We start from the raw sequence: 25380 nt of genomic DNA, 5'->3' as shown, positions 1-25380 counted from the left end.
GATAGCGTGTGGATCATGCTTCCCGCCCCCTCGCGTCCTCCCCGCCTCCGCGCCCTCGCCGCCGCCGCCGCGGGCCTCGTGGTGCTGACGTCTCTGACCGGCTGCACCCAGATCGCCAGCGCCTTCAACAGTCTGCAGCAGAACGCGGTGTCCACGCCTGCCCCGCGCCCGGCGGTCACCCAGGCCGTCAGCATGCCCTACGACTCGAAGTTCACCTACGACGGCTCGGTGTCGCTGTCCACCGACGTCGCCGATGGGCTCGAGGTGCGCCTGGACGTCTGGGCCGCCGATCCGAAGCGCACTCAGGAGTGGGCACCCGACAACGACAAGACCTTCGGTTTCGCGGTCAACGTGGTCGATCACCGCGTCGATGAGAAGGCGGTGCTCACGCAGAAGCGACGTGTGTACCTGTCGATGATCAGCATCACCTCGCAGGTGTCGCAGTCCACGATCGGTCAGCAGCAGATGATGTCGCCGTTCCAGTTCTCGGCCGACCCTCGCACCCTGGTGCCGTCCGACACGATGCGCTCCGACCGCGGCCTGCTGCTGAACACCTTCCAGGGCGGCCTGCTCGTGCCGACGACGACGATCCACCAGCTGCCGGCCGACACCTACGGGATCACCCTCCAGTTCGCCTTGCAGGTGTGGGTGGAGGGCACCGCCAACACGGATACGAGCTTCCAGCAGCAGACCGTCTATCAGGTTCTTCCGATCGCCATCTTCTCCCCGACCACCCCCACTCAATAGGCTGTTGTCCACACCGACACGAGGTACACCGTGAGCACGCCCTTCGACACCGGCCGGCAGGCCGCCGAACCGCAGTTCCGTGCGGCACCCTTCGGGGCACCGCCGGCACCGCCGGCGCAGCCGTACGGGTTCCCCGTGCCGCAGGAGTCCTTCCACGCCGCGGATCTCACGATCCCCGAGTTCGACGATTTCTCGTCGGTGCTCGAGCACACCAGCGTGCACCGCTCGACCATCGGGTGCGTCGTGCCGGCGTACAACGAGGAGGAGTCGATCGCCGACGTGCTGCGCTCGCTGCTCGGGCAGAGCCGTGTGCCCGACGTGATCCACGTCGTCGTCAACAACACGTCCGACGCGACGGTCAAGATCGCGTCGGAGTTCAGCGGTCCGCACGAGATCACCACAGAGCTGGGCGAGCAGTTCACCGAGGTGTTCGTCCACGACATCGGCAAGAACCCCGACAAGAAGGTCGGAGCGCTCAACTACGGCTACGCACTGGTCGAGGGGTACGACTACCTTCTCGGTGTGGACGGTGACACGATCGCCGACCGCCGGGCCGTCGAGTTCCTCGAGGGCGAAGCCGTCGGCGACTCCCGCATCGGCGGGATCTCTGCGATCTACTCGATCGATGACCGCCCGATCAAGGGCGTCATCGCGAAGTTCCTCATCGCCGGCCAGCGCACGCAGTTCGCGGCCTTCAACCTGCAGAACCTGTTGCGCGGGCGCAACATGGCGGTGCTGGGCGGGCAGTTCTCGATCTTCTCGACGACGGCGCTGCGCGATGTCATGAAGGCGAACCACCAGAACTCGCCCTGGGTGAAGGACAGCGAGGTCGAGGACTCGCTGCTGTCGCTGCAGATCAAGAGCGCCGGCTACCTCACCAAGATCAGCCCCTTCGCCCGCGCCGACGTGGGCGGCATGACCACGCTCAAGGGCTACGACGCCCAGCAGGTGAAGTGGACCTACGGCGCGATCGAGCTCATGTGGCCGGGTCAGCGCGGCGACACCAAGGGGCAGCCGTTCCACCCGAACCTGCGCCTGCGGTGGTTCGAGAACTTCTCGATGCTCACCAACCTCTTCGTGCGCGTCGCCTTCCTCACCCTGTTGATCGCCTCGCTCTCGATCAACGCGTTCGTCTTCTCACCGTGGTGGCTCATCCCGCCGGTGGTCGCGATGATGCTGAACCTGCGGGTCGCACGGGCGATGGAGACCTGCAACAGTCGCGATCTCCTCTTCGCCGGCCTGATGTTCCCCGCGGAGATCTTCATGTGGGTGCGCATCAGCCACTTCCTGCGGTCGTGGACGCGGTTCCTGTCGCGCAAGAAGGTCGACAACTGGGCGATGCAGGCCAAGGCCGAACGCGGCGGCGGCAGCATCGGCCACTGGGTGCCGTTCATCATGCTCGCCATCGTCGCGATCGCGGTCGCGGTGATCTGGAACATGCTCGACCCGGTGGCGCAGTCGGCGATCCTCTGGGTGGGCTGGCCCATCGTCGGAGTGGTCACGGTCATCCAGACCGTGCTCATGTCGTTCCGGCTGTTCCGTCGCCACCAGGGTTTCAAGGTCTGACGCCCCGTGACGAAGACCCGCGGCGCCCGTCGGCGAGCCTCGTCGGCGATGCTCAGGCGGCGTGCTCTGCCGTCAGCCGGTAGCCCACGCCGCGCACCGTCTCGATGTACCGCGGGTTGGCGGGGTTGTCACCGAGCTTTCGGCGGAGGTTGGTCATGTGCGCCTCGATCGCGCGCTTGTCGGCCTCGCCCACGAAGTAGCTCGTCACGTACGACTCTCCGCGAAGGACGAGGGTCAGATCGGCCTTGCTGCGCACCCGCCGCTTGGACTCCATGAGGGTTGCCAGCAGATCGAACTCGGTGCGGGTGAGCACCAGCTCCTGACCGGCGATCGCGGCGACGCGCTGCTCCGGGTTCACGGCGAGATCGCGGTGCGCGACCCAGCCGGGCCCGGTGTGGGCGACCACCTCACCGGCGGCCCCCGCCGTGGCGAGGGCGCTCCCGGGCGACTGGGGCCCGACACTCGAGGGCACGACGATCGGCTGCGCCGGCGTGGCGGGTGCCGCGGACGCAACAGGTGCGGCGGATGCCGGGGCCGTCTGCTCCTGCGGCTGCGCGGGCGCTGCGGAGGGCTGCACACCGTCGAAGCTGTAGGGCGGGTCGGCCGGCGCGGCGGGAGGCCAGCCGACGGGCTGGGCCTCGACCGGCGTCGGCCAGCCGGGAGCCTGCGGCGGATACCCGTACCCGGCGGCGGGAGCCTGCGGCATCCCGTAGTCGGGCACGCGCGGCGCGCCCGGACGCGCTCCGGGGAAGGACGGGCCGCCGACCTCCTGGCGCGGCGCGGCCACCTGCGGCGCGCCGCCGGCCGTGGCGCGCGGGCGGCGCAGGAGCGAGTCGATGCGAGCGCGCAGCTCGCGCGGGCGGAACGGCTTCACGATGTAGTCGTCGGCGCCGGAGCCGAGCCCGACGACGACGTCGGCCTCTTCCTCGAGGCCGGTGATCATGATGATGAACGTGTCGCTTTGCGCGCGGATGCGCCGCGCTGCCTCGAACCCGTCGATACCGGGCATGTTCACGTCGAGAGTGGTGACGAGAGGCTGGTAGGAGAGCACCGCCCGCACGCCGTCGATGCCGTTGCCGACCGACACCGTCGAGAAGCCCGCGGCTTCGAGCACCTCGACGATGAGGTGACGGATGTCGGGATCATCCTCGATGATCACGGCGGTTTTCATCGGTAACGAAGGATCGGTCATGGTCCCGGGACTCTCCAGTAGGGGGGTGTGGAGCACGGTGCTGAGCCACAGTCTAGCCACGCCTCGCGGCGGCGGTATCCGAGCGGCGTCAGCGCACGCCGCTGGTGAGTTCCGCGGCCGCGGCGGGCCACCACAACCCGGCCGCCGGACCGCCGTTGCAGACGCCGTCGCTCTCGCCCGGAGGCTTGATCCAGAGGTTGGTGTCCACGACGTCGTCGCCGAAGGTCCCGGTGGCATCGCCGACGCGCTGCCCGGACGGGTTGCACCAGGTCGCACCGGCGGTCGCGACGCCGTTGCGGGAGGTGTCGATGATGGCGTGGGTGCCCCCCAGGCGGTCCGAGAGGGCGTGCGCGTAGGCGAACTCGTCGTACGTCGACTGGTAGTTGGAGACGTTGGTGGCCACACCGCGCACCCGGTCGATGATGCCCATCTGGCGGATGAGCTGGGCCATCTCGTCGGGGCTGTGCCAGGCGCTGTGTCCCCCGTCGATGTAGATCCACGTCGCCGTCGACGAGAGGGCGTCGACCGCGCCCGAGAGGAAGCCGGCACGCGTCGCGACATCCCCGCACTCGCTGGTCAGGGCGATGCTGTCGGGCTCGAGGATGATGATCTTCTGCTGGTCGGGCGCCGTCTTCAGCGCCTTTCCGATCTCCGCGACCCAGCGGGGGTAGTCGGCGGGCGACAGGCCGCCGGCGGAGTGATTGCCGCAATCGCGGTCGGGCAGGCCGTAGACGACCATCGCCGTGGCGCGATTCTGATCGCGGGCCTGGGCGATGAGGTCCAGAACCGTTGCGCCGACGGTTCCGATGGGATCCTGCTCAGGGGTCAGCCAGTAGGCGGTGGGCTGCGCGGCGAGGTAGGTCGTGCCGGCGGTGGCATCGGCATCCATCGGCAGGTTCTCGAGCGCGATCCGTGCCTTCGACTGCTGCGGCGCGATGACGGTCGTTCCGACGGCGGGCGGCTGGGCGAGCATGGCATGCACCCCCTGGGTGACGGCGATCCCCACCGCGGCGATCGCGCCCACCACGATCACGGCGGCGAGGACGATGACGGCGATGACGATTCCGCGTCTTGGCACGCGCCGAGGGGACAGGATGCGCCTGCGGGGGGAGGAGGACACGTCTGAACTGTACCGGTGCGGGGAGCGCGGGCGGCCGTTCAGAGGTCGTTGCGGTCGCGACGACGGCGAACGGCGAGGGCGACGAGCACGACCGCGCCGGCGAGGACGAGCGCTCCGCCGCCCACCCAGACGCCGACGAGCTGACCGCTGTCGCCACCCGTGCGCGGAAGGCCGTCGGCGCCGGTGATCGACGCGCTGGCCGTACCGCCGGCCGAGCTGCGCGAGATCGCAGCGATGTTGTAGACGCCGCTCGCGGTCGCGGGCAGGACGATGCGGACCTCGCCGAGGGCGCCGTTCGCGTCGGAGGTGCGTGTGGTGCTGCCCGTGCTGATGCCGAGGTGCACCATGGCGAACGACGTGTTCGCGCCGTCGTGCCCGGTGACGGTGATGGTGACCGGCTCATCGGCGCCGAACGTGCGCTCTGCGCAGGAGAACGACAGGGTGCCGCCGGCGGTGATGCTGGCCGGAGAGGTCGTGCACGAGTCGACCGGCGGGTAGATCGTGGAGGCGTGGGCCGCGTTCGGGGCGAGCGCGAGAACGACGCCCACCAGGGCGGCCCCCGCGGCGCGCGCCAGACGGTCGACGGTACGGCGGCGCGAGCGGGTCATGGAGCTTCTTCCTGCGGTGTGCACCAGACCGGCGACGAACCGGCCGAGCGTGCGATGCAGGGAGCCTACCCCGCGCCGCAGGTCGCCACGACGACGGGAGCGCGCGCGGCATCCGCCGTCGGCGTGACGACGGCCTGGGCGTCGCCGGCGGCGGTGTTCGCCCGGACGGTGACCGTCACGCCCGTCGATGCTCCCGGGGTGAGGTCGATGCCGAAGGTGAGCACCCGGCGTCCCTCGTGCACGCCGCCCGAGAAGCCGGCGCCGTTCGTGGCCGTCGCCGAGACGAGCTCGAAGCCCTGCGGCAGGTAGATGTTGCCGACGACCTCGGCGGCGCCCGGCGCCGTGCCGTAGACGCCGCCGCCGGTGATGTACTCCGGCAGCGCCGTCGCGGCGTCGGCGGGCGCGCGGCTGGTCAGGGTGAGCTGCAGGGTGAGCTGGCGGGGCGCGCTCTGCCCGCCCGGCCGGCACGATCCCCAGGCGAGAGACACGTCGGGGTCGATGTAGTAGCTCATCTTCGACCCGGTGCCGTCGTTGAGGAAGACGCCGAACCGTGCCGTGTGCGCGTCGGTGACCGGAAGCTGACCGGACACGACGGTGCCGTCGATGATCGCCTGCTCGTCGGCGTGCGCGCTCCACGCGAGCAGGCGATGCTCTTCGCCGGCCCGGGTGAGGGCGGAGATGAGGCCGGATGCCGAGCCCCGCCCGTCGGCGAGGGCCTGGAAGACCGCGCCGGCCGCACCGGCGAAGAACGCGTCCTGATCGGCGGGCTTGGCGTACCGCAGGTACACCTCGTTGAGCAGCAGCGGGATCGCGTTGTCGGCGCTGAGGGCGTCGCCGCTCGGGAGGGCGACCGGGCCGGTGGTCTGCAGCAGGTACGACAGCACGACCGGGTCGATGGCGAGCACGCCGTCGACGTCGGTGCCTGTCTTCAGCCGGTACATCTCCCGCGCGATCGGAGCGTCGACCGTGAAGTCGGGGATCTGCGTGAGGTTCTGGAAGTATCGCGCCGGCTTGGTGTCGTAGATCTTCGTGACCTCGTCGGGCAGGGCGACGACCGGGTTCGTGAAGCCGCGCGGCAGATCGCCCGACGAGAGCGCGCCGATCAGTGACAGACGTCCGTCATCGGCACGCAGCACCACCGCGGCGCCGGCGATGCCGCCCAGCGAGCGCCACTCGGCGTTGTTCTGGACGAGCACCAGGTATGTCCGCGGTCCGTTTCGACCGAGCATGTCGGGCAGCAGCCGCGACGTGCGCGACAGGGTGTCCACGGCGGTCGACACGCTCGAGAAGAGATCGTCGGCACGGTCGACGGCCGTGCCGACGACGCCGATCAGCGGGGTGCGGTCGATGTCCTGCACGGCGACGGCGGCGTCGGCTGCGCGCGTCACGGCATCCTGGGCGGGTGTCACGAGACCCGCGAGGACACTCGTGTCGAGGCGTCCGCCGACGGGGCGCAGACCGTCGATCGACACGTTCTGAGCGGCGGTAGCGAGGGGCAGCAGACTCTCCCGAAGAAGTTCGTCGGATGCCGCGGCCACCGTGCCGAACGCCGCCAGCTGCGGGCCGATCCACGGCGTGTGGCTGGCGAGCGCCCAGACGGGGTCGGAGGTGAGCTGGTGCGCCTCGGACGCGTCGGCGGCCAGCCGTGCCAGCGTCGGCGCAGCGGATGACGGGTCGGCGGCCAGCGCCGCGGTGCTCTGCGCTGCTCCGGTCTGTATCCGCTGCAGATGCTGGTAGGCGAGGGCCCCGCGCACGCCCACCCACACGGCGATCACGACCGCCAGCAGCAGCAGACCGGCGACGGTCCACGCGAAGATGCGGCCCGCGGTGCGCGCCGGGCGGGGGAGTGCGCTCACGCCACGATCCTACGGGGAGGCGCTCAGGCGATCACGCTCGCGCGCTCCCAGCGGTCGCCGCCGGCCAGCTGCGCCTCGTCGGCGGCGGCGGCGGCGGCCGTGATGAGGTCGTCGAGGTCGTAGCCGATGCGCGACACGCTCGCCCAGCCGATGCTGGCCGACAGGCGGACGGCGATCGATTGGTCGGTCGAGACGGTCGCCACACGCTCCAGCAATGCGCGCAGGAGGGGACGGACGGCGGCCTCATGGCGCGGCAGCAGAACGAGCATGCGCGAGGGTTCGAGCCGATCGAGATCGGCCTCGGCGGGGAAGACGGCGGCGACGTCCGACGCGAAGCGCTCGAGGACACGGCTGTACGCCAGCGCGCTGGAGGCTTCGCGCAGCGCGATCGGGTCGTCGAGGCGAACGTCCAGCAGCGACCACCACGCGTCGTCGAATCGCTCCGCGCGGGCGAGTCGGTCACGTGCGATGACTCGGAAGCCGGCGACCGTCGCCGTCACCGAGGTCGGGTTCTCGGCCCGGGTGAGCAGCAGCAGCGTGGTCAAGGCGGTCACGAGCGTGATGGCCGCGACTACCGGGGTGAAGTCTTCCGTCGGAGGGAGGGTGTCGACCAGGCGCAGGCGGTCGCCCACGAGGTCGGTGCAGAGCCACACCAGGGAGAACACCGCCACCAGGCCCGACGACAGTGCGAGCGGGATGATCACCCCGCGTGCTGCCGTGCGCACACCGACGAGTTCGATCGCCGTGGCTGCGGAGATCGCCGCGAACACGACGAGCTCGACGTTGCCGACCGCGTCTTCGGCGGCGGTGCCCGAGGTGAGCGCGACGGTCACGATGACCACGAGCGTCACACCGATCACCGCCGACAGCAGGATCGGTCGGCGCCCGCGGCGCGCGCGCAGGCCTACCCACACGAGGCCCAGAGCGAGGAGCATGAGTCCGTCGCTGAGGGCGTCGAGCCAGGCGTTGTCGAGGAGATTGGCGCTGGTCTGCAGGTAGCTCGCGGCCATGGCGGCGATGAATCCGCTGGACCAGATCGCGGCCTCCCGCGACGGCCGCTGCAAGAACCCCAGCCCGATCATGATCGCGGTGCACAGCGTCGTCAAGGCGACCATGACGGTCGAGATGCTCATGCGCTGACCTCCGTCGTGCTCGGACGGTGAGAGCCCCGCAACGGCAGGCGGACGGTCGCGGTCGTGCCGGTGCCGAGCGTGCTCTCCAGACTGATCGTGCCCGCGTTCTCCTCGATGATCTGGCGGGCGATCGACATTCCCAGTCCGGTGCCCGCGATGCCGCTCGCGGTGGCGCTGCGCGCGCGGAAGTAGGGGACGAAGACCCGCTCCAGATCGTCGGCCGCGATCCCGATGCCGGTGTCGGACACCCGCAGCACCGCGTCGTCGCCCTCTGCGGTGGTCATGACCTCGACGCTACCGCCGCGCGGGGTGTACTTGATCGCGTTGCTGATGAGGTTGTCGACGACCTGGCGCAGTCGGAAGCCGTCGCCGGTGATCGGCAGGGGGCGGTCGATGTTCGTCTGCAGGTCGATGTCGGAGGCGGCCGCGGCCGGGGCGAATGCGTCGGCCGTGGCTGCGGCGATGACCGACAGGTCGAATTGGTCGCTCATCTCCGGGGCGCGGTGGGAGTCGAGCAGCGATTTCGTGAGGGCCAGCATCCGTTCGGCGGCCCCCTCGATGACCGTCGCGTGCTCGCGCTGGGCCGGCGTGAGGTCTTCGGCGTCGAGCATGAGGTCGGCGTGACCGAGGATGACCGTGAGCGGGTTTCGCAGCTCGTGGGAGACGGCGCTGGTTGTCGCGCGCTGCTCTCGGCGCTCGCGCTCGGTGTCGGTGACGTCGTCGAGCTGGATGATGGAGACCTCCGTGTCGTCGTCGGTCTCGGTGCGCACCGTACGTCCGCGGATCGACATCGACAATGCGCGCCACTCTCCGCTGGCGTCGTACAGCCAGATCAGCTCGTTCTCGACCCGCTCGCCGCGGGCGGCGCGGGCGATGGAGGTCGCGTCGCGGGGAAGGGCGGTGCCGCGGTAGGCGCCGTACTCGACGGCGCGCGGCGGATGCCGGTAGTCGTCGTTGTCGTAGGCGTAGAGATGCCGGTAGGCGGCGTTGGCCAGGTCGATGTTCCCACGGTCGTCCACGCGGGCCAGTGCGGTGCTCACGGTGTCGAACAGTCCGTTGGCGCGGTCTTCGTGCACGCTCATCCGCGCGACGGCACGGTCGAGCTGGCGGGATTGACGCTGGATGAGAAGACGGAACGCACGGGTGCGACGGGCGCCCTGGTTCATGGCGATGCCGAGGAAGCCGAGTCCCAGCAGGACGATCATGATCTCCAGGGGCGACGTGAGCGGTGCCCCGGGAATCCACCAGCGCACGATCTGCAGCGCGAAGATGAGCCCGAGCGCGGCGACCACGGCAGCCATCGAGTAGTAGGTGGCCACCCACGCCATCGGGACGACCCACAGATATCCGAGCGTGTGGTCCGAGATGGCGAGCAGTCCGATCGCGACGGCGTCGGCGAAGGGCAGTGCGAGGACGAGCTCGCGGTGGCGGGCCCACGGCATCACCACCGCCCACGACGTGATCGCGCAGATCAGGGCGAGCCCCGTCAGCAGCGAGATGTCGCCGAAGAGCCGCGGATTGAGCAGCGTCACGCCCAGTGCGACCGCGACGGTGCTGAAGCCGACCATGAGCTGCCACTGCCACACGGACCTCACGACGGTGCCGATCAGCTGGCTGTCGGCCCATCGACTCTCGACGCGGGGGGTGGTCATCGGTTCCTCATCCGGCAGTCTATTGATCCGCGTCGGCGGCAGCTGTGCCGCCGCGGGGAAGCAGCAGGGTCGCCTTCGTGCCGTGTCCGGGAAGCGACACGATCATGACCTCCCCGCCGTTGCGTCGTGCGAGCATCCGGGCGATGGGCAGCCCCAAACCCGTCCCCGGGGTCGCACGGACCTCGGCCTGCTCGCCGCGGTAGAACGGGTCGAAGACCTGCGCGAGGGCGTCGGGCTCGATGCCCGGACCGGTGTCGCTGACGGTGAACATCACGTCGGCGGCGACACCCGAGATCTCGACACGGACGGCGCCGCCGGCCGGTGTGAACTTGACGGCGTTGGACAGCAGGTTGCCCAGTGCGCGCGCGGCGTCGTCGCGGTCGGCGAAGACCTCCATGCCCTCGGCGGTGTCGATGTCGACCTCGATGGAGCGCGCGGTGGCGCTGCCGGTGTGGTGCGCGACGACCTCGTGCACCAGGTCGGATGCCGCGATCTCGAGCGGTCGCGGTCGTTCGGCCTGGGTGCGGCTGAAGGCGAGGAGGTCGTCGAGCATGCCGGCCAACCGTCCGGTGTTGCGGTGGATCGCATCGACCCAGGGGACGGCGTGCGCGGGCAGATCGACGTCGGCGAGCAGCTCGCTGTAGCCGGCGATGATCGTGACGGGGGTGCGCAGCTCATGACCGGTCGTGGAGAGGAAGTCCTGCCGCTGCCGTTCGAGGTCATAACGCACCTGGAGGGTGGCGGCGGTGGCGCGAGCGGCCTCGGCGCCCTTCTCCGCGGCATCCACCGCCGTGCGGGCGTTGCGCAGCGACTCGTTGCGTTCGGTGGTCGTCAGAACCGTGAAGATCGCGAGCGCGGCGACGAAGGCGGCGACCGTGATGGCGAGCTCGGTGGGGTCGATGCGGGCCGGGTCGAACACGCCCATGCTCAGCCTGCTGAACAGCATCGTCGTCAGCGCGACGACGAGGGCCTGGATCTGGGCGAACAGTGGCGGGAAACGCAGGGAGGCCCACGCCAACGGCACGAAGACGAGGAATGCGAGCGGCAGAGGGCTGAGGGGCCCGACGCCCGCTGCGATGACGATGAGCATCACGAGGATCTGCGCCGCTGACTCGCCCGGACGAGAAGGCGGTTGCGGCTGCCCCTCGAAGAGCGCGAGAGGAACGATCAGCAGCACCGCCGACAGGTGGGAGGCGCAGGTGATGATCGCCGAAGCGAGGGGTTCACCCTCGACGAGGGTGATGTTGATGAGCGCGATGAGCAGGGCGAAGACCATGGCGGAGACCGTGGACAGGCCGACGAACTGCACCGCGTCGGTGGTTGTGCGCAGGCGTGCGTCTCGGCCCCGGCGCAGCAGCAGCCAGCCCAGCATCGCCGCTTCGATCGCGTTCGCCAGTCCGTACAGACCGCTGAGCTCGGCGGGTCGCCCCGCCACGAGGTTGCCGGCGGTCGTCGCGACGAGCACGATGCACACCGCCACCGCGCGGCGATGCGGCGGCGCGCGCAGGACGAGCACGACAGAGACGCCGGCCGCGGGCCACCACAGGGCCACCGGCACGCCGGGAACGGCGAAGCCGACCGCCACCACTGACAGCACGAAGATGAGCACTGCTCCGCCCAGCCAGAAGCCCAGGGTGCGCCACGCAGCTGTGGGGCGATCGACGGGGCGATCCACCCCGGAGGCTGTCATACGAGTACGCTAATGGCATTCGGGGGAAATCTAGGCAGGCTAGTTATCGAGGGGCTGAGTCGGTGGAGGACGCACCCATGGCGAACGTGCTCGTTGTCGATGACGACGCCGACGTCGCCGAACTGGTGCGCACGGTCTTGAGCATCGCCGGTCATGAGGTCACCGTCGCCGCCGACGGCGAGCGCGGAATCGCCGCGGCATCGGCAGTGCACCCCGATCCCATCGTTCTCGATTGGATGATGCCGGGGATGACGGGCATCGAGGTCTGTCGCACGCTGCGGCAGGATTCGTCGTTCGATGCCACCCGCATCATCATGCTCACGGCCAAATCGGCGCCGTCCGACATCGATGCGGCGCGCGGAGCGGGTGCTGACGACTACGTCGTCAAACCCTTCGCGCCGCGCGAGCTGCGTCGCCGCGTCGCCGAGCTGCTCGCCTCGTGACTGCGGCCGGCTCAGCCGGCGATGTCGATGAGGCGTGAACCCGCCCAGAGGCTGAGCACGGTGCCCGATGCGCCGCTGCTCGCGTCCAGTGCGAGCGGCCCGGCGGCATCGGCGGCGTCGAGCGTCGTGCATCCGAGATCGCTCGCTCCGGTCGCGTCGCTCGAGTGGGCGGTGATGCGGATGCCGCTGCACGCGGCATCCGTCTGCGCGATGTAGACGGTGTCTGCGCTCACGGCGACGGCGCGTGCCGCCTGAGCGAGACGCGTCCAGTTCTGCCCGTCCAAGCGGTAGGCGGCGTCGTCGCAGACGATCGCGGTGGTGCTGCCGGCCGAGCGCAGGCCCCAGGGTGTCGCGCAGGGGGCGGCGATGCGCGTGCCGTCGACGATGACGGCGCGCTCGCCGGGCAGCACGTAGGTGTCGACGGCGAAGATGTCGGGATAGGGCTCCCAGAACCGGCCGTCGGTGTAGGTGCGCAGCGTGTTCAGGGTGCAGTTCGCGCCGAGTGCGCTGACGGCGGTGGCGTTGCGTCCACCGAACGAGGTGAGGCTGAGCACCTGGACGGCGCCCTTCGCCGTGGGGGTGACGCTCTGCCACGTGGCGCCGTTGTCGTCGGAGCGTTCGACGACGGGCGCCGCGCCGCCGCACGCTCCCGCGGTGGCGCGCCACATCGCGTCGGCGCCGACGGACAGGAACCGCTCGGCCGCACCGGGCGCGCCGGCAGGGGTGGGGGACGCGGATGCCGTGGGTGTCGCCGTCGCTGTCGGGGTGCGGACGGCGTAGGTGAAGGTGGGCGCCGGTCCGACGGTGGCGTCGACGCCGCCGGGGCCGCGGACCTGCCGGAGCGCGGCGACGCTGAGCCCGACGGCCGCGACGGTGAGCGCGATCAGTCCGATCGCGATGAGCGTCGCGCCGCCGCGGCTCTTGGCGAAGCTGCGCGGGCGGGGCACGACTCAGCTCTCCCTGTCGGCCTCACGCGCGTCGCGGCGGGAGTCGAACCCGAGCTCGTCGAGCGTGGGGGCGGCGGGCACGCTGGCCAGCGGCGTGGTGCGTCCGCGGCGCTTGGCCCCCTTGCGCTCGGCCTTGGAGGTCTTGGCCGGGGTCTCGCGGTAGCCGTACCCGTATCCGTAGCCGTACCCGTAGGCGGAGTAGTACGAGTCGGGCCCGCGGGTGGGAACCATCGACATCACGAAGCCGGCGAGTTTGGCGCCGACGGTGTTGAGAGCCTCGGTGGCCCCCTGGAGCTGGTGCTTGGTCGTGCGGCCGGCCGAGATGATCAGCAGTGCGCCGCTGGTGACGCGCGCGAGGATGGCGGCGTCGGTGACGGGCAGCAGGGGCGGTGCGTCGCAGAGCACGACGTCGAAGTCCTTCTCGAGCATCTCGAGCAGCGTGTTCATCTGGCGGGAGCCGAGCAGCTCGCTGGGGTTCGGCGGGATCTTGCCGGCGGGCAGCACGTAGAGGCTGCGCCCGCCCCAGGGGAGCATGACCTCGCCGACCTTGGCGCGACCGATGAGCACGTCGGTGAGACCGGCGCCGCCCTCCATGCCGAGGTATTCGGCGACCTTGGGCTTGCGAAGGTCGGTGTCGAGCAGGGCGACGCGCTTGCCGGCGTCGGCGAGGGCGATGGCGAGGTTGATCGTCGTGGTCGACTTGCCCTCGCTGGGGATCGAGCTGGTGATGACGAAGCTGGATCGGCCGCCCATGTCGAGGAACTGCAGGTTGGTGCGCAGCGCCCGGAACGACTCGGCCCGAGGGCTGAGCGGATCGGCGTGGACGATGAGCGGGCGCTCCTTGGCTTTGGTGTCGTAGGCGATCGCGCCGATGCCGGGCGAGCCGGTGATCTGCTCGGCCTCGCGGGGCGTGCGCACCCGGTTGTCGAGGGTGGTGCGCAGCACCGCGACGCCGATGCCGAGGGCCAGGCCGACGAGAACACCGAGGGCGAGGTTCAGCGGCACGTTGGGGCTCGACGGCTTCAGCGCCGGCTGCGCGTCGCTGACGCGGCTGAGGCGGATGGCGCTGGCCCCGCTGTTGCTCTCGGGCTCGAGCTGCGGCACCGCGGAGGCGAGGCTCGCCGCGATCGCGTTGGCGATCTTGGCCGCCTGCACGGCGTCGGGGTCGGAGACCGTGATGGTGATGAGCGTGGAGTTGAGAGCGGCCGACGCCTTGACGTCTTTCGCGAGATCTTCGGCGGTGCGGGCGAGGCCGAGGTCGGCGATCACGGGGTTCAGCACGACGGGCGTCGTGGTGAGTCCCACGTAGGTGTTGATGCGCGCCTGGGCGAACGACGATCCCTGCTGCAGCTCCTGGGCCGTGTTGCCCGACTGCGTGGAGACGAAGACCGTGCTCGCGGACTCGTAGATCGGGGTCCTCGTGAGGGAGTAGCCCGCTGCCGCGCCGAGTCCCAGCAGGGTCAGCACGACGATCACGAGCCAGTTCTTGCGGAGGATGCGGATGTAGTCGCTGAGCTCCATGGTGCCTCTCGAAGACGCGCTGCCAGCCAGGAGGGGGGTTGCAAGGCCGGGACGATCGGACTCAGTCTGCCATAGCGGATGTTTCGGGCCGGTGTCCGGGCGGCAACACGTGCGTGTGCAGCCTGCACAGGTCGTCGTCGCCGTCGGTGCCGCCGTGTGAATCCGTCATCATCACCCCACATCGCTCAGCGGCTCAGCAGTTCAGCGGCTCAGCACTTCAGCGCGTAGCGGGCGCTCCCTCCGATGCGGGGCGTGCGGTCGGCATCGATCCACGGCGGCGGAATGAACCACACCCGCGCCGTCACGCCGACGCCGTCGACACGGATCTCCCACCCGTCGCTGTGGATGCGATGGTGGCAGCCGGTGCACAGCAGCACGCCGTTGTCGAGGTCGGTGGGCCCGGCATCCCTGTTCCACCAGGCGATGTGGTGGCCGTGGGTCCATGCCGGCGGTGCGCCGCAGAACGCGCAGCCGCCGTCTCGTTCGGCGAGGGCGAGCTTCTGGGCGGGAGAGAACAGGCGGCGCGCGCGGCCCCAGTCGAGAATGTCGCTGTCGCCGCCGAGGACGCACGGAATGACCTGCAAGTCGGCAGCGAGTCGACGCACCTCCTGGGTGGGCAGCGATGCGTCGAAACCATCGATGCTCGCGACACCGCATCCCGACTCGAGCTGGTCGAGCGTCATGCGCACGACGACCGTGGTCGTCGCCGCGGTGGGCACCTGTTCGCACCCGAGAGCGTGCGCACACAGTTCGTGCAGCGCGTCGGCCCGCATCTGCGGCAGCGTGCGCTCATCGCGGATGTCATCGCGCGCGGCACCTTCGACGCGGTCACCGCCCCGCGCGTCGCCGTGCTCGTGCTCGTGCTCGTGCCCGTGCTCGCGCCGCGGGGCGTGCTCGTTGTTCTGCAGCACGCGGGTGACCATCGCGTCGAGCACCGTCTTGATCGGCGCGGCGGTGGCCACGTCGAATACCCCGGTGAGGTGGAGCATGCCGTCTCGCTCCTGCATCCGCAGCGCGCGGGCCGACCGATGCTCCTCGTGCGCGGCGGCGAGCCCGTCGGGGTCGAGTTCGGCCTCCGCGTGCGCCAGCAGCCGGGTCATCTCGTCGGCCCGCAGCCCGGGTGCCCGCTGGCAGAGGTCACGCTCGGCGGCATCCCTGCGCGCGGAATCGACGCGGAGCGACAGCTTGTCGAGCAGAGTGATGATCGCCGACGCCGCCGTCATCGACAGAGCGCCCGCCGCCACAGCCGCCGCCACGTGCGGGTGCGCGGCGGGTCGCGACTCGCCGCTGATACCGGTGCGCGGCGCCGTGCTCTCGCCCACCTGCACGAGTCTGATCGCTTCGCCCACGCTCGCGCCGGTGGTGGCTTGGATCAGCGCGACGGGGGAGCGGAAGCCCTGCTTCTTGGCGAGGGAGTCGCCCCCGAGCTGCGGCCGCGACTGACGGGAGATCTCGGCTGCGACGGGCGCGAACGCGGCGTCGACCTGGCGCATGAGCACGCCGAAAGCGCGATTCACCTCGACGAGCGCGCTCGGTGACAGCGCGGCCGGCGCCTGTGCACCGCCCGCCGCCGCGAGCGCGTCGAGCGCTGCGGCGATGCCATCGAGCCTGTTCTCCATGACTTCGACATTAGAACATACCTACGACACTCGTTGGAGTTGTCCACAGGGGTCAGCCGAAGGCGATCCGCACGACGCGTTCGACGGCGACGAGCCCCGGCTCGAGCTCGACCGCGGAGCGTTCGTACGTGGCCGCCGAGCGGCCGTAGGGGTCGATGACGTCGTCGTCCTCGGGGGATGTCGGGGGCAGCGTGATCCCGCGGCGCCCGGCGATCGCGCCCAGCGCGGCGGCGAAGCGCTCCCGCGGAGGTGCGCCCTCCCCGGCGGTCGCTGCGGCCGTGCGCAGGTCGTCGTCGCTCAGATCGGCGACGAGGCGGGCGAACTCGCGCGCCGTGAAGGCCTGTCGCATGCGCGAGGGGTCGAGCTCGACGACCTCGCGGCGGTGGTCGCGCGCCATGGCGAGCACGAGATCGGCGGTGCGCACGTGCACCGGGGTGAGGTAGCGGGCGCCGTGGGCCGCCACGAGCGCCGGGTCGACGCCGCGGGTGAGGGCGAGGTCAGCGGCTTCGGGAGTCATCGGCATCCCGTCGCGCGCGCGAGCGCCGGCGCTGGAGACGCGCACCGGAAGATCGGCGAGGCGGGTGGCCAGCAGCTGCGCGGCCAGGGGGGAGCGGCAGATGTTGCCGGTGCACACGGTGAGGATCTCGAGCACGGTGACTTCCGGTGTCGATAGAGCGGGGGAGGGAGTGTGTGGCTCGCCGCGTGACCGGTAGTTTGGCCACGTGCCCGATCAGCTTAGCGACCCCGGTTCGTCCGCCCTCCAGGCGTCGACGCCTGCACGCCGCTCGCCGAGTGGGCGCGGCGCGTCGGAGGCGTCGGGCGAGACCGCGACGCCCGGGCGCCGTCGTCGCAAGCGCACCGACTGGCGTCTGGGCGGTACGGCGGTGCGCCGGTGGGACCTCTCCGTCCTGTCGGCGGCGCTCATCGGTGTGGGGCTCGGCGTCGTCGGCGGCGGCGCCGTGAGCCGCATCGCGGCGCCGTGGGCCGCCACCGCCTCGACCGTGGTGCTGTGGCTCGGGCTCGGTGGCGCCGTCGCATTCGCGTTCGCGCGGTCGCGGCCGGCCGGGCTGCTGAGGTTTCGGCCGATCGATGTGCTGTGGGGCGTCGGGCTGGGGCTCGGCCTGCGACTGATGCAGGGCTGGGTGAGCGGTGCGGATGCCGCGGCCTTCCCCTCCGCGATGGCGCTCGACGGCGGCCTGCCCTCGGGGTGGTGGCTGACGGAGGCGATTCCGGCGGGGCTGGTCGCGCCGCTGGTCGAGGAGTTCTTCTTCCGCACGGTCGTTCTCATCGCGGTGTATCAGTTGCTGCGGCGGAGCGTGGGTGGGGTGGCGGCCGGGGTGACGGCGGCGCTCGTGTCGGCGGGCGGGTTCGTGCTGTTGCACGCGACGGCGGGGGCGTTGACGCTGGTCGACGGCATCCAACTCTTCGCGGTGGGGGGCACGTGTGCGCTGGTGGTGCTGCTCACGGGCCGCATCTGGGGCGCGGTGTTGACGCACGTGGTCTACAACGTGACGTATCTGGTGCTCGTCGTGGTCGGAACGCTGGGTGCCGTCGCGCCCGCGGCGCCGTCGCTCGGCTGACGATTCCGCACGCGACACCAAGTTTTCACCAAAAGGATGATGAGAGCCCTCTCATCGTGCTCATAGGCTCGGGTGTCACCGGGAGTCATCAGACCGTCACGCGTCACACACCTGACACATTCGGCTGATAATCTCCCGACAGCCGGGGGGCCGAAACCGAGATATAGGAGGAAGCCGAAGTGTCGACCGATATTCAGGTCGATGCGACGACGGAGTCGCCTCACGACTCGACAGCACCCCGCGCGGACAGCGGCTTGATCACTGCTCCGGCCGGTGCGTCGACTCAGGCCACCAGCACCATGCGTCCCGCTGCCCCACCCTTCAACGATTGGCGTCGCCGCTTTCAGCGCCGGCTCGTCGTCAGCGACTTCCTCGTGCTGACCTGGGCCGTGTTCGGCGCTCAGATCGCGTGGTTCGGCTTCGGCAATGCGCAGGTCGCCATGCGCGACGACGTCCGCATCACCGACTTCTCCTATTGGGCGTTCTCCGTTCTCCTCATCGTGCTGTGGATGGGGGCGCTGTCGTGGAGCGACTCCCGCAGCTACCGCGTCATCGGCATCGGCACGAGCGAGTACGTGCGCATCGCCGTCTCGAGCTTCCGCTTGTTCGGTGTGATCGCGATCGTCGCGTTCCTGACGCGCATCGATGTCGCCCGCGGCTTCCTGCTGCTCAGCCTGCCGGTCGGTGTCGCCGTGCTCCTCTGGACGCGCTGGCTCTGGCGGCAGTGGCTGCTGTCGAAGCGTCGGACGGGGCAGTGGTCGGCACGGCTTCTGCTGGTGGGGTCGGAGTCGTCCGTGGCTCAGATCGCCCGAGAACTGCAGCGCTCGCCGCGCTCGGGGTACGTCGTGGTCGGGGCCTGCGTGCCGCACGGCAAGATCGCCGACGTCATCGAGGGCACCAACGTGCCGGTGATGGGCAGTGTCAACGCGGTGGCGTCGGCGATGCAGGCGGTCAACGCCGACACCGTCGCGATCACCAGCACCGATGAGCTTCCGGCCGACAAGGTCAAGGAGATCTCCTGGGGCCTCGAGGCGGGGCGCCAGCACCTGGTGCTCGCGCCGAGCATCATCGACATCGCCGGCCCGCGTCTGCACACGCGCCCTGTCGCCGGTTTGCCGCTGATTCATGTGGAGACCCCGCGGTTCACGCGCGGCCAGCTCTTCGTCAAGCGGACCTTCGACATCATCGCCGCCACGATCTTCATCGTGCTGCTGTCGCCGGTGCTGCTGATCGTGACGATCGCGGTGTCGTGGACGAGCGTCGGTCCTCTTCTTTATAAGCAGGAGCGCATCGGTCGCAACGGTGAGCCGTTCAAGATGCTCAAGTTCCGTTCGATGCGCGTCGGCGCCGATAAGGAACTGAAGGCGCTTCTTGAGGCGCAGGGCACGAGCGAGAAGCCGCTGTTCAAGATCAAGGACGACCCGCGGATCACTCCGGTGGGCAAGTTCATCCGCAAGTACTCGCTCGACGAGCTGCCGCAGCTTTTCAACGTGCTCGGCGGCTCGATGAGCCTGGTGGGCCCTCGTCCGCAGATCGCGGCGGAGGTGGCTCTCTACACGGATGCCGCGCGCCGGCGTCTGCTGGCCCGCCCCGGCCTCACCGGCCTCTGGCAGGTGAGCGGCCGTTCGAGCCTCGATTGGGAGGATGCCGTGCGCCTCGACCTCTACTACGTTGAGAACTGGTCGCTGGTCAGTGACCTGGCGATCCTTGTCAAGACGGCGCGGGCGGTCATTGCCCCAGGGGAGTCAGCGCATTAAATGACTACCCATCTCGCCCTCCCTAACGCGGAGACTTCAGAGAACACGCCAGCTTGATGCTGCGGAACCTCGTCACGACATATCTAGCGCGCTTTGCAGTCGTGCTGAGCACCTTCGTTCTGGTGCCGATCGTTGCACCAAGCGTCGGACTTCCGGCCTACGGTATGTACGCTTTGGTCTCGTCGATCAGCATTCTCTTTGCGCAAGATCTGGGCGTCGCTTCGGCGACGACCAGATTCGTTGCCGAAGCGAAGACCGTTGGCAGTCGTGTTCGCCTACGCCAGGTTTCAACTGCCAGCTCCTACTTCTTCCTCTCGCTGTCGATAGTGGTGTCCGCGGTTGTTGCATTGGTGTTCGTCTTTGTGCTGCCAGGCGTCGATGCCGGTCCAGAGGTAAACGTCGCTGCCCTCGGGGCTCTCGGAGTGTTGACTGTGTCAGTGTCAATGGGATCGCTCTCCCATCGACAGATACTGGCCGGTGTGGGGCGTCTGGACGCCGCCAATGCGGTCCAAGTCGCACAGGCTGTCATCAGAGTGGCAGGCACCGTAATCATTCTCATATGGTGGCGCGACGTTGTCGCTGTGGCGCTGATTGACCTCATCGCTGCCACTGCCGGGACGATTGCAGTATGGGCTCTTCGCCGAAGGCTCTGTCCTGAAACGAACGCTAAGCGAGCTAGCTTTCGCTGGTCCGTTCTAAAGGAACTCCTGCGCTTCAGCGCTGATCTACTCGTTCTGACGCTGGCTGCAGCCGTCATTCTGCAAGCCGGCACGGTCTTGAGTGCGCTACTCCTCCCGCTGGGGGCAGCTGCAGTGTACAGCGCCGCGAACAGGGCATTCCTTCTTGTCCGAGAGGCTGCGAACTCGATCACCACGGCCCTGCTTCCGACAGCCACCGTTCACAGCGCAAGCGGGAATCATTCAGCGAACGGTCGTCTACTAATTAACGGTACTCGGCTCGCGAACGCGGCAATGATTGGCATTCTGGCACCCGTTGTAGTATTGGCCCACGAACTGCTGGAGATTTGGGTCGGATCCGATTTGGCTGCCGGCTATGTCGCGGCACAGATCCTAATCTTATCAATGCTCGCGAACAACAATCATGTCATTGCCACACCGATACTGATTGGGATGGGTCGTGTCAGAGCCTATGCAATCCTCCACGCCACTTGGGCAGTCGTAGGAATCGCGCTCGCCCCTTTGCTGGCACCCATTTTCGGCATCGGAGGCGTCGCCCTCGCTTTAAGTTTGCCAGTCATGGTTCTCGAGCCGGTCTACATCAGCATCGCTGTTCGGATCATAAATGTGCGATGGCAGGAGTATCTGGTTCAATCTATACTTCGACCGTATGCTGTAGCAGCCGCCCCTATCGCATTATTTCTTGTTTTTAGGTTCTTTTTTTCCCTCGATCTCCTCACCGTGCTCGGAATAACAGTCGCATGGCTAACAGTCTATTTCGCTCTTGCCTGGAGGCTCTCGCTCGACGCTGATGAGCGAGCCGCCGTGGTCCAGCGCCTGTTGCGCCGTAAGCATGGAGAGGAGAAGGATTGAAGACGTCGAAAGAACGTAACCAGACCGTGGTCATCTACATCAAGGACGGCCCCGAGTCGAGTTCGGCGCATTATAGGATCCTGCAGTACGTATCTCGCATGACGAGCCCCAATGTCAAAGTCAGGCTGAGAGTTCTTGCCCCTGGGTTCATCTGGCGTAGTCGGTACGATGCAGTCGGTCGAAGCGGAACCCTTTACCCGTTGATTGCCAAATTGTGCTACATATGTGTCGTTTCATTCCGAGGTGTGGTTCTTCTATCCTGGGATGCGTTGATCAGGCGCGACGTCGTAATCGTGCTTCGAAGCGTGCTCCCGAAGCTATTTAATCCCCTTTTTCAGGTGATCTACTCTGCCACTCTTCGAAGGGCAGGAACGGTAGTCTGGGATCTGGATGACGATCTGAGCGCCTCCGGTGAAATTTCCGCTGGAGAGGCGCGACTATTGTCTCGGTCCGCGAACTACGTCGTCGTGACCCATGAAGAACTCTTGAGGACATTGCCGCGACCACACGGGCGCGTGCAGATTCTGAACACAACTGATGGCGACTTCTCGCGGCGCTTAGTCGAGGGGGCTGAGAAGGATCGCATCAGGGCGTTAGAAACTGAGCTGCGGATCGTGTGGATCGGGTCATCATCGGGACTGCGCGATCTTGAGTCAATATTGCCGCAGCTTGATCGTGCCGCGCAGCGCATTCGCTCGGAACTGGGAAAGCGGGTTGTGCTTCGCGTCGTATGCAACCTTCCATTGTCTCCAGTGGACGTGCAGCACCTAAACGTAGACAACGTGCGATGGGCCCGCAGTACTGCGGTGGATATCGCGATGTCATCGCACGTGGGTGTCATGCCCCTACTCCCGTCGAAGTTCGCTCGCGGTAAAGGAGCCTTCAAGCTCATCCAGTACATGGCTGCCGGGCTTCCGGTGATTGCGTCGCAAGTGGGCCATAATTCGCGAGTGGTGCGAGATGGGGTGGGCGGCTGGCTCGTTGCGGACGGTGATGTCGTGGGGTGGGAGGAACGCGTGGTTGCGCTCGCGCGCAACTCGGGGCTGTGGGTAGACGCCAGCAGGGAAGCTCGTCAAGAGTGGGTCGACCGGTTCGACTTCGAAGAAGCTCAGAGGTTCTGGATGGAGGTTGTACGTGCAAGCGCCTAGGTTTGTGACAACACACATCAGCCCGTCCACTTCTCGCGATTCCCGGGTCGGGAGTGGATCTTCGGTTCTGCCGGCGTACTTGGCGGTTATTGCCGTGAACCTGATTATCGTGTTGCTGGCGAGCCTAGCGGGGTCGGGGGAGAGCATCGCAATGCCTTACGCGATGCTCTCTGTCGGCGCCGGAGTAGTCATCTTTCGACACGTCGTCCGCGTTTCGGGTCATCTATTGACCCCTTTGACCCTCTACGTCGCCGTATGGATGATCTTGATCCCATCAACGGCGTTCGCGGTGCCGCTGATGGATGAGATGAGTTCTGAGCAGATCGCTGTTTGCGCGATTTTTGGCATTGCCTTCTCTGCCGGCGGCGTCCTCTTCGGATTGCATAGATATCAGCCGACGTCATCCAAGACTTTTTTCGGTGATGTGGACCATCAAAAGCGTTTGGCGAGAGCAGCATCAGTCCTGCTTGTGATTTCGATCGGCGCGATTGCGCTCAATCTGCTCCTTGAAGGGCGAATCGCGCTCTTTGCCGCCGAGGGGGAGGATCGGAAGGCAGCTGCGCACTTCGTTGGATACCCGATTCTCTCTTCGTTGGGCAGCATCTCGATTGCCGTGTACGCTGCTTCGAGACGCGCTTCAGGTCGTCAAGTGATCCTTTCAATCGTCTATATCGTGCTTCAATTGCTAACCGCCCAGCGCTTCGTTGCCGTCGTGACACTGATTCTCGCAGTCGTCGCGTTCGCCAGTGTGCACGAGCTCAGTCGTAAGAATATCCGCAAGGTATTGTTGCTTGTACTCGCTGTCCTCGGTGTGTTTGTGTTGGTCTCCCTCTATCGTGGTGGAGCGTCTGATCAGCAGATGTACTTCATCAATACTGGCCTCTACGGCGGAGATCCTGTTATTCTCCAGGCGACCGAAATACTTCGCTATATCGGTCAAAGCCAGCGCAATTTGACAACCGTTATGGAGCGCGGATTCGACGTCACTTCCGCGGGGAACTTCACCTTGTCGCCCCTTACTGCTCTGTTTCAGGAAGTTCCGACTGGTCTCGGGACATCTATTCACGGATATACCGCGAATAACGTCATCGCCTATCTCTACTCTGACTTCGGGACACTGTGGCCCTTCGCGGTTCTAGGATTGGCATTGATTGCGCACGCTTCCTATTACCGGATGCTCTCGCAGGGTTCTTTTGCCTCGATCTTCCTGTGGTGTGTAGTGTCCCTTGGTCTGGCGACCAGCTTCTTCGCCTACGTGAATGCATTCACATACTGGGTGCTGCTGTTTCCGCTCTTCGCGGCTTTATTGGAGTCTGCGACCCGTCCCTCGCAGCCAGTGGCGGTCGCCGCACTGTCCGCGAATTACTATTAGGATTGGATATTCAGTGAAGGTCTTGATTCTCAATCAGCACACAGAGAACTTTGGTGATGATGCTGCGGGGGATGGCATCATGAGAATAGTGGATAGCTATCCTTGCGTTGATCGGGTGGAGGTGGTGTACAACGGTCCGCAGGGAGAACCATACGGCGACCGGCGTTCGGTGGCTCCAAACGGAGTGAGGTTGAAAGACATAGGTCTATGGGGTCTCATAGCCTGGTCCGTTTCGCCACGATCGCTTCGTGCGCGCGGTCCGGCGGGGAAGCTCGTTGAGTTGATCCGGGAGGCCGACGTAGTTTTTGTTGCGCCTTCTGGAGCAAACATCGGAATCTATAGAGACTGGCAGTTCCTTTTTCGGTTGTTGATGGCAGTGCGTGAAGGTGCACGTCCGGTCTTTCACTGGAACACTATTGGGCGTAGTGGAAGCAGATTATTCGACCGGCTATCGGCGTATGTTTTGCGCCACTCGGACCTGTTCGTGCGTGAAATCGCATCCGCCCATTACGTCGAGTCCATGGGTCTCTCCTGCGAGACGGGTCCCGACACCGCCTTCGCTCTGCCGGCCGTGGAGATCGCCGTCGATGAGCGCCTCATCTCGGTCATCCCATCGGAACTTGACTCCTGGCACCCGGGTTTCAAGGAGAATGGCGTCAACAGAATCATCCTCAATGATCTGGCGGCCGTGCTTTCGGCGTTTGTGACCGAGAATGACCTACGGGTTCAGATTCTCCCGCATCTGCGGTCGGCCACGGAGCGTGCCTTTAATGCTGAGTTCTGTGCTGCACTCTCTCGCTTCGGCGTCGACTCCTCAAGGGTGTCGATTCGCGACGATGTCACTTCGTACGAGACGTATGATTTCGCAATCGCAACCAGCCGTGTCATCGTCGGCGGACGTTATCATTCGGTCGTCCTGGCCGCGAAGAACTTCCGCCCGTTTGTGTCCTGGAGCTACGAGAACAAGATGACCGAGGTCTGCCGCTACCTCCACATGGAGCATCTTGAAGTCGACCTCAAGTCGGACGGCGCGGGCGTCCGGTTTGCTTCAGCCCTACGAAGGGCTTTCGAGGAGGGCGCCGAGACTACGGAGCAATTGCGCAGAACGGTGAATGATGAGTTGGCTACGCGCGTCGGTGAAGTCGGCCGACGTTATCTGACTTGCGAGGATGCCGGCTAGCAAGCGCTCCTTCCATCGATTCTCCGACGATCCGCTTCACGGACCGTTGTTGACGGTTGTTGTAGAGCATGCCGCCGCCATGTCGGCGGGCGCGTGAGGGGCTTGTAGTCGGTGCGGCGGGGTCATTGAGGGCTCATCGCAATCGAGGGTGTAGGAGTGGTCTGAAGCCGCCGGCTTCGAGCAGCGACCGCGCGATGTAGTGAGTCAGGTTGCGGAAGCCCAGGGCCGATCCGCGGAGGTGTTCGAGGCGCCCGTTGATTGCCTCGGTGGGTCCGTTCGAGGTGCCGGGGCGGTCGAAGAACGCGAGCACGTCGGCTGCGCGCTGCTTCAAGGTCCGCCCGAGTCGGCGGATCTCGGTGAGAGCGGCGGGGACGCCGCTGCTGACGGCGTCGATCACTGCGCGCATCATCTCCTTGGCCTTGTTCTTGTCGGGTTCGCGGTAGGCCGCGACGATGCGCTGGTAGATGCCCCAGGTCGCTTCGACCTCGATGTGCTCCTCGGCGGCGAACACCGCGTCGAGGCGTGCGGTCTGCTTCTCGGTGAGCAAGCTCGCGCCGGTGTGAAGGGTGCGGCGGACACCGTAGAGCGGGTCACCGGCGTGGCCGCGGTGGCCGAGGTTGTCCGGCTCTTCGGACATCCGGCTCTTCGGACATCCGGTGGGGGTCATGGGGTGAGGCCGCCGGCGGCGAGGAGCATGCG

21 protein-coding genes are annotated in these 25380 nt (G+C 67.3%); 9 read left to right on the top strand and 12 right to left on the bottom strand.

Annotation, left to right across the window (positions count from 1 at the left end):
* Positions 1-15 precede the first annotated feature (15 nt).
* Together AS96_RS10755 and AS96_RS10750 are read left to right on the top strand one after the other, a co-directional pair.
* Positions 16-747, top strand: a complete 732-nt coding sequence (locus tag AS96_RS10755; protein WP_036289545.1) for a hypothetical protein — start codon at positions 16-18, stop codon at positions 745-747.
* 30 nt (positions 748-777) lie between these two features.
* The gene (locus AS96_RS10750) at positions 778-2313 is read left to right on the top strand and encodes a glycosyltransferase family 2 protein (protein ID WP_036289542.1); all 1536 of its coding nucleotides are present in this window, start codon (positions 778-780) and stop codon (positions 2311-2313) included.
* 52 nt (positions 2314-2365) lie between these two features.
* Here the strand turns inward: AS96_RS10750 and AS96_RS10745 are convergent, their stop codons facing one another.
* The 7 genes from AS96_RS10745 to AS96_RS10715 all read right to left on the bottom strand — a co-directional run bounded on the left by AS96_RS10745 (position 2366) and on the right by AS96_RS10715 (position 11564).
* Positions 2366-3505, bottom strand: coding sequence for a response regulator transcription factor (locus AS96_RS10745; protein ID WP_051498850.1), 1140 nt, complete (start codon positions 3503-3505; stop codon positions 2366-2368).
* Between the two features lie 88 nt (positions 3506-3593).
* Complete coding sequence (locus AS96_RS10740) at positions 3594-4583, bottom strand: glycoside hydrolase family 6 protein (RefSeq protein WP_231477234.1); 990 nt, start codon at positions 4581-4583, stop codon at positions 3594-3596.
* An 80-nt stretch (positions 4584-4663) separates the two neighbouring features.
* Entirely contained in the window at positions 4664-5233 is a 570-nt protein-coding gene (locus AS96_RS10735; RefSeq protein WP_197017300.1) for a cell wall protein, read from the bottom strand.
* A gap of 65 nt (positions 5234-5298) precedes the next feature.
* Positions 5299-7089 carry a DUF4012 domain-containing protein gene (locus AS96_RS10730; protein ID WP_036289537.1) on the bottom strand — a complete coding sequence of 597 codons (1791 nt, stop codon included), beginning with the start codon at positions 7087-7089 and terminating at the stop codon, positions 5299-5301.
* A 23-nt stretch (positions 7090-7112) separates the two neighbouring features.
* The gene (locus AS96_RS10725) at positions 7113-8222 is read right to left on the bottom strand and encodes a diguanylate cyclase (protein ID WP_036289535.1); all 1110 of its coding nucleotides are present in this window, start codon (positions 8220-8222) and stop codon (positions 7113-7115) included.
* Positions 8219-9874: a sensor histidine kinase gene (locus AS96_RS10720; protein WP_051498848.1), complete on the bottom strand. Its 1656-nt coding sequence runs from the start codon at positions 9872-9874 to the stop codon at positions 8219-8221. The genes AS96_RS10725 and AS96_RS10720 overlap by 4 nt, the downstream gene beginning before the upstream one ends.
* A gap of 19 nt (positions 9875-9893) precedes the next feature.
* Complete coding sequence (locus AS96_RS10715) at positions 9894-11564, bottom strand: sensor histidine kinase (RefSeq protein WP_081768048.1); 1671 nt, start codon at positions 11562-11564, stop codon at positions 9894-9896.
* A 62-nt stretch (positions 11565-11626) separates the two neighbouring features.
* Between AS96_RS10715 and AS96_RS10710 the strand changes: the two genes are divergently transcribed.
* Positions 11627-12007 (top strand): response regulator transcription factor, encoded by a 381-nt coding sequence (locus AS96_RS10710; protein WP_231477232.1) that lies wholly within the window; start codon positions 11627-11629, stop codon positions 12005-12007.
* Between the two features lie 11 nt (positions 12008-12018).
* Here AS96_RS10710 and AS96_RS10705 read toward each other — a convergent pair whose 3' ends face one another.
* The 4 genes from AS96_RS10705 to AS96_RS10690 all read right to left on the bottom strand — a co-directional run bounded on the left by AS96_RS10705 (position 12019) and on the right by AS96_RS10690 (position 16746).
* Entirely contained in the window at positions 12019-12954 is a 936-nt protein-coding gene (locus AS96_RS10705; protein ID WP_036289529.1) for a hypothetical protein, read from the bottom strand.
* Positions 12955-12957: 3 nt separating this feature from the next.
* On the bottom strand, positions 12958-14475 hold the full coding sequence (locus tag AS96_RS10700; protein ID WP_036289527.1) for a polysaccharide biosynthesis tyrosine autokinase: 1518 nt from the start codon (positions 14473-14475) through the stop codon (positions 12958-12960).
* 209 nt (positions 14476-14684) lie between these two features.
* Positions 14685-16094 carry an HNH endonuclease gene (locus AS96_RS10695; protein WP_036289525.1) on the bottom strand — a complete coding sequence of 470 codons (1410 nt, stop codon included), beginning with the start codon at positions 16092-16094 and terminating at the stop codon, positions 14685-14687.
* A 52-nt stretch (positions 16095-16146) separates the two neighbouring features.
* Positions 16147-16746 carry an arsenate reductase/protein-tyrosine-phosphatase family protein gene (locus tag AS96_RS10690; RefSeq protein ID WP_036289522.1) on the bottom strand — a complete coding sequence of 200 codons (600 nt, stop codon included), beginning with the start codon at positions 16744-16746 and terminating at the stop codon, positions 16147-16149.
* A 70-nt stretch (positions 16747-16816) separates the two neighbouring features.
* Here AS96_RS10690 and AS96_RS10685 point away from each other — a divergent pair, with 70 nt between their 5' ends.
* The 6 genes from AS96_RS10685 (at position 16817) to AS96_RS15040 (ending at position 24681) form a co-directional block, all read left to right on the top strand.
* Positions 16817-17674, top strand: coding sequence for a CPBP family intramembrane glutamic endopeptidase (locus AS96_RS10685; protein WP_231477231.1), 858 nt, complete (start codon positions 16817-16819; stop codon positions 17672-17674).
* Positions 17675-17853: 179 nt separating this feature from the next.
* A complete protein-coding gene (locus tag AS96_RS10680; RefSeq protein WP_081768047.1) occupies positions 17854-19431 on the top strand; it encodes a sugar transferase in 1578 nt (525 codons plus the stop codon).
* A gap of 56 nt (positions 19432-19487) precedes the next feature.
* Positions 19488-20981 carry a lipopolysaccharide biosynthesis protein gene (locus AS96_RS15050; RefSeq protein WP_081768046.1) on the top strand — a complete coding sequence of 498 codons (1494 nt, stop codon included), beginning with the start codon at positions 19488-19490 and terminating at the stop codon, positions 20979-20981.
* The gene (locus AS96_RS15045; protein ID WP_155947561.1) at positions 20978-22129 is read left to right on the top strand and encodes a glycosyltransferase; all 1152 of its coding nucleotides are present in this window, start codon (positions 20978-20980) and stop codon (positions 22127-22129) included. Before AS96_RS15050 ends, AS96_RS15045 begins: the two co-directional genes overlap by 4 nt.
* A 94-nt stretch (positions 22130-22223) precedes the next feature.
* Positions 22224-23501 carry an oligosaccharide repeat unit polymerase gene (locus tag AS96_RS10670; RefSeq protein ID WP_197017299.1) on the top strand — a complete coding sequence of 426 codons (1278 nt, stop codon included), beginning with the start codon at positions 22224-22226 and terminating at the stop codon, positions 23499-23501.
* A gap of 13 nt (positions 23502-23514) precedes the next feature.
* Entirely contained in the window at positions 23515-24681 is a 1167-nt protein-coding gene (locus AS96_RS15040; RefSeq protein WP_197017298.1) for a polysaccharide pyruvyl transferase family protein, read from the top strand.
* Between the two features lie 133 nt (positions 24682-24814).
* On the opposite strand, the gene AS96_RS10660 is transcribed toward AS96_RS15040, so the two are convergent.
* Positions 24815-25380: transposase (locus AS96_RS10660; protein ID WP_442921705.1), on the bottom strand; the 566-nt coding region annotated here is incomplete at its 5' end.

Origin of the sequence: Microbacterium sp. MRS-1 (assembly GCF_000585455.1) — a bacterium.
GTDB classification, from domain to species: domain Bacteria; phylum Actinomycetota; class Actinomycetes; order Actinomycetales; family Microbacteriaceae; genus Microbacterium; species Microbacterium laevaniformans.
Note: the sequence above shows the minus strand (reverse complement) of the source record. Positions and strands in the feature narration are given on the sequence as shown.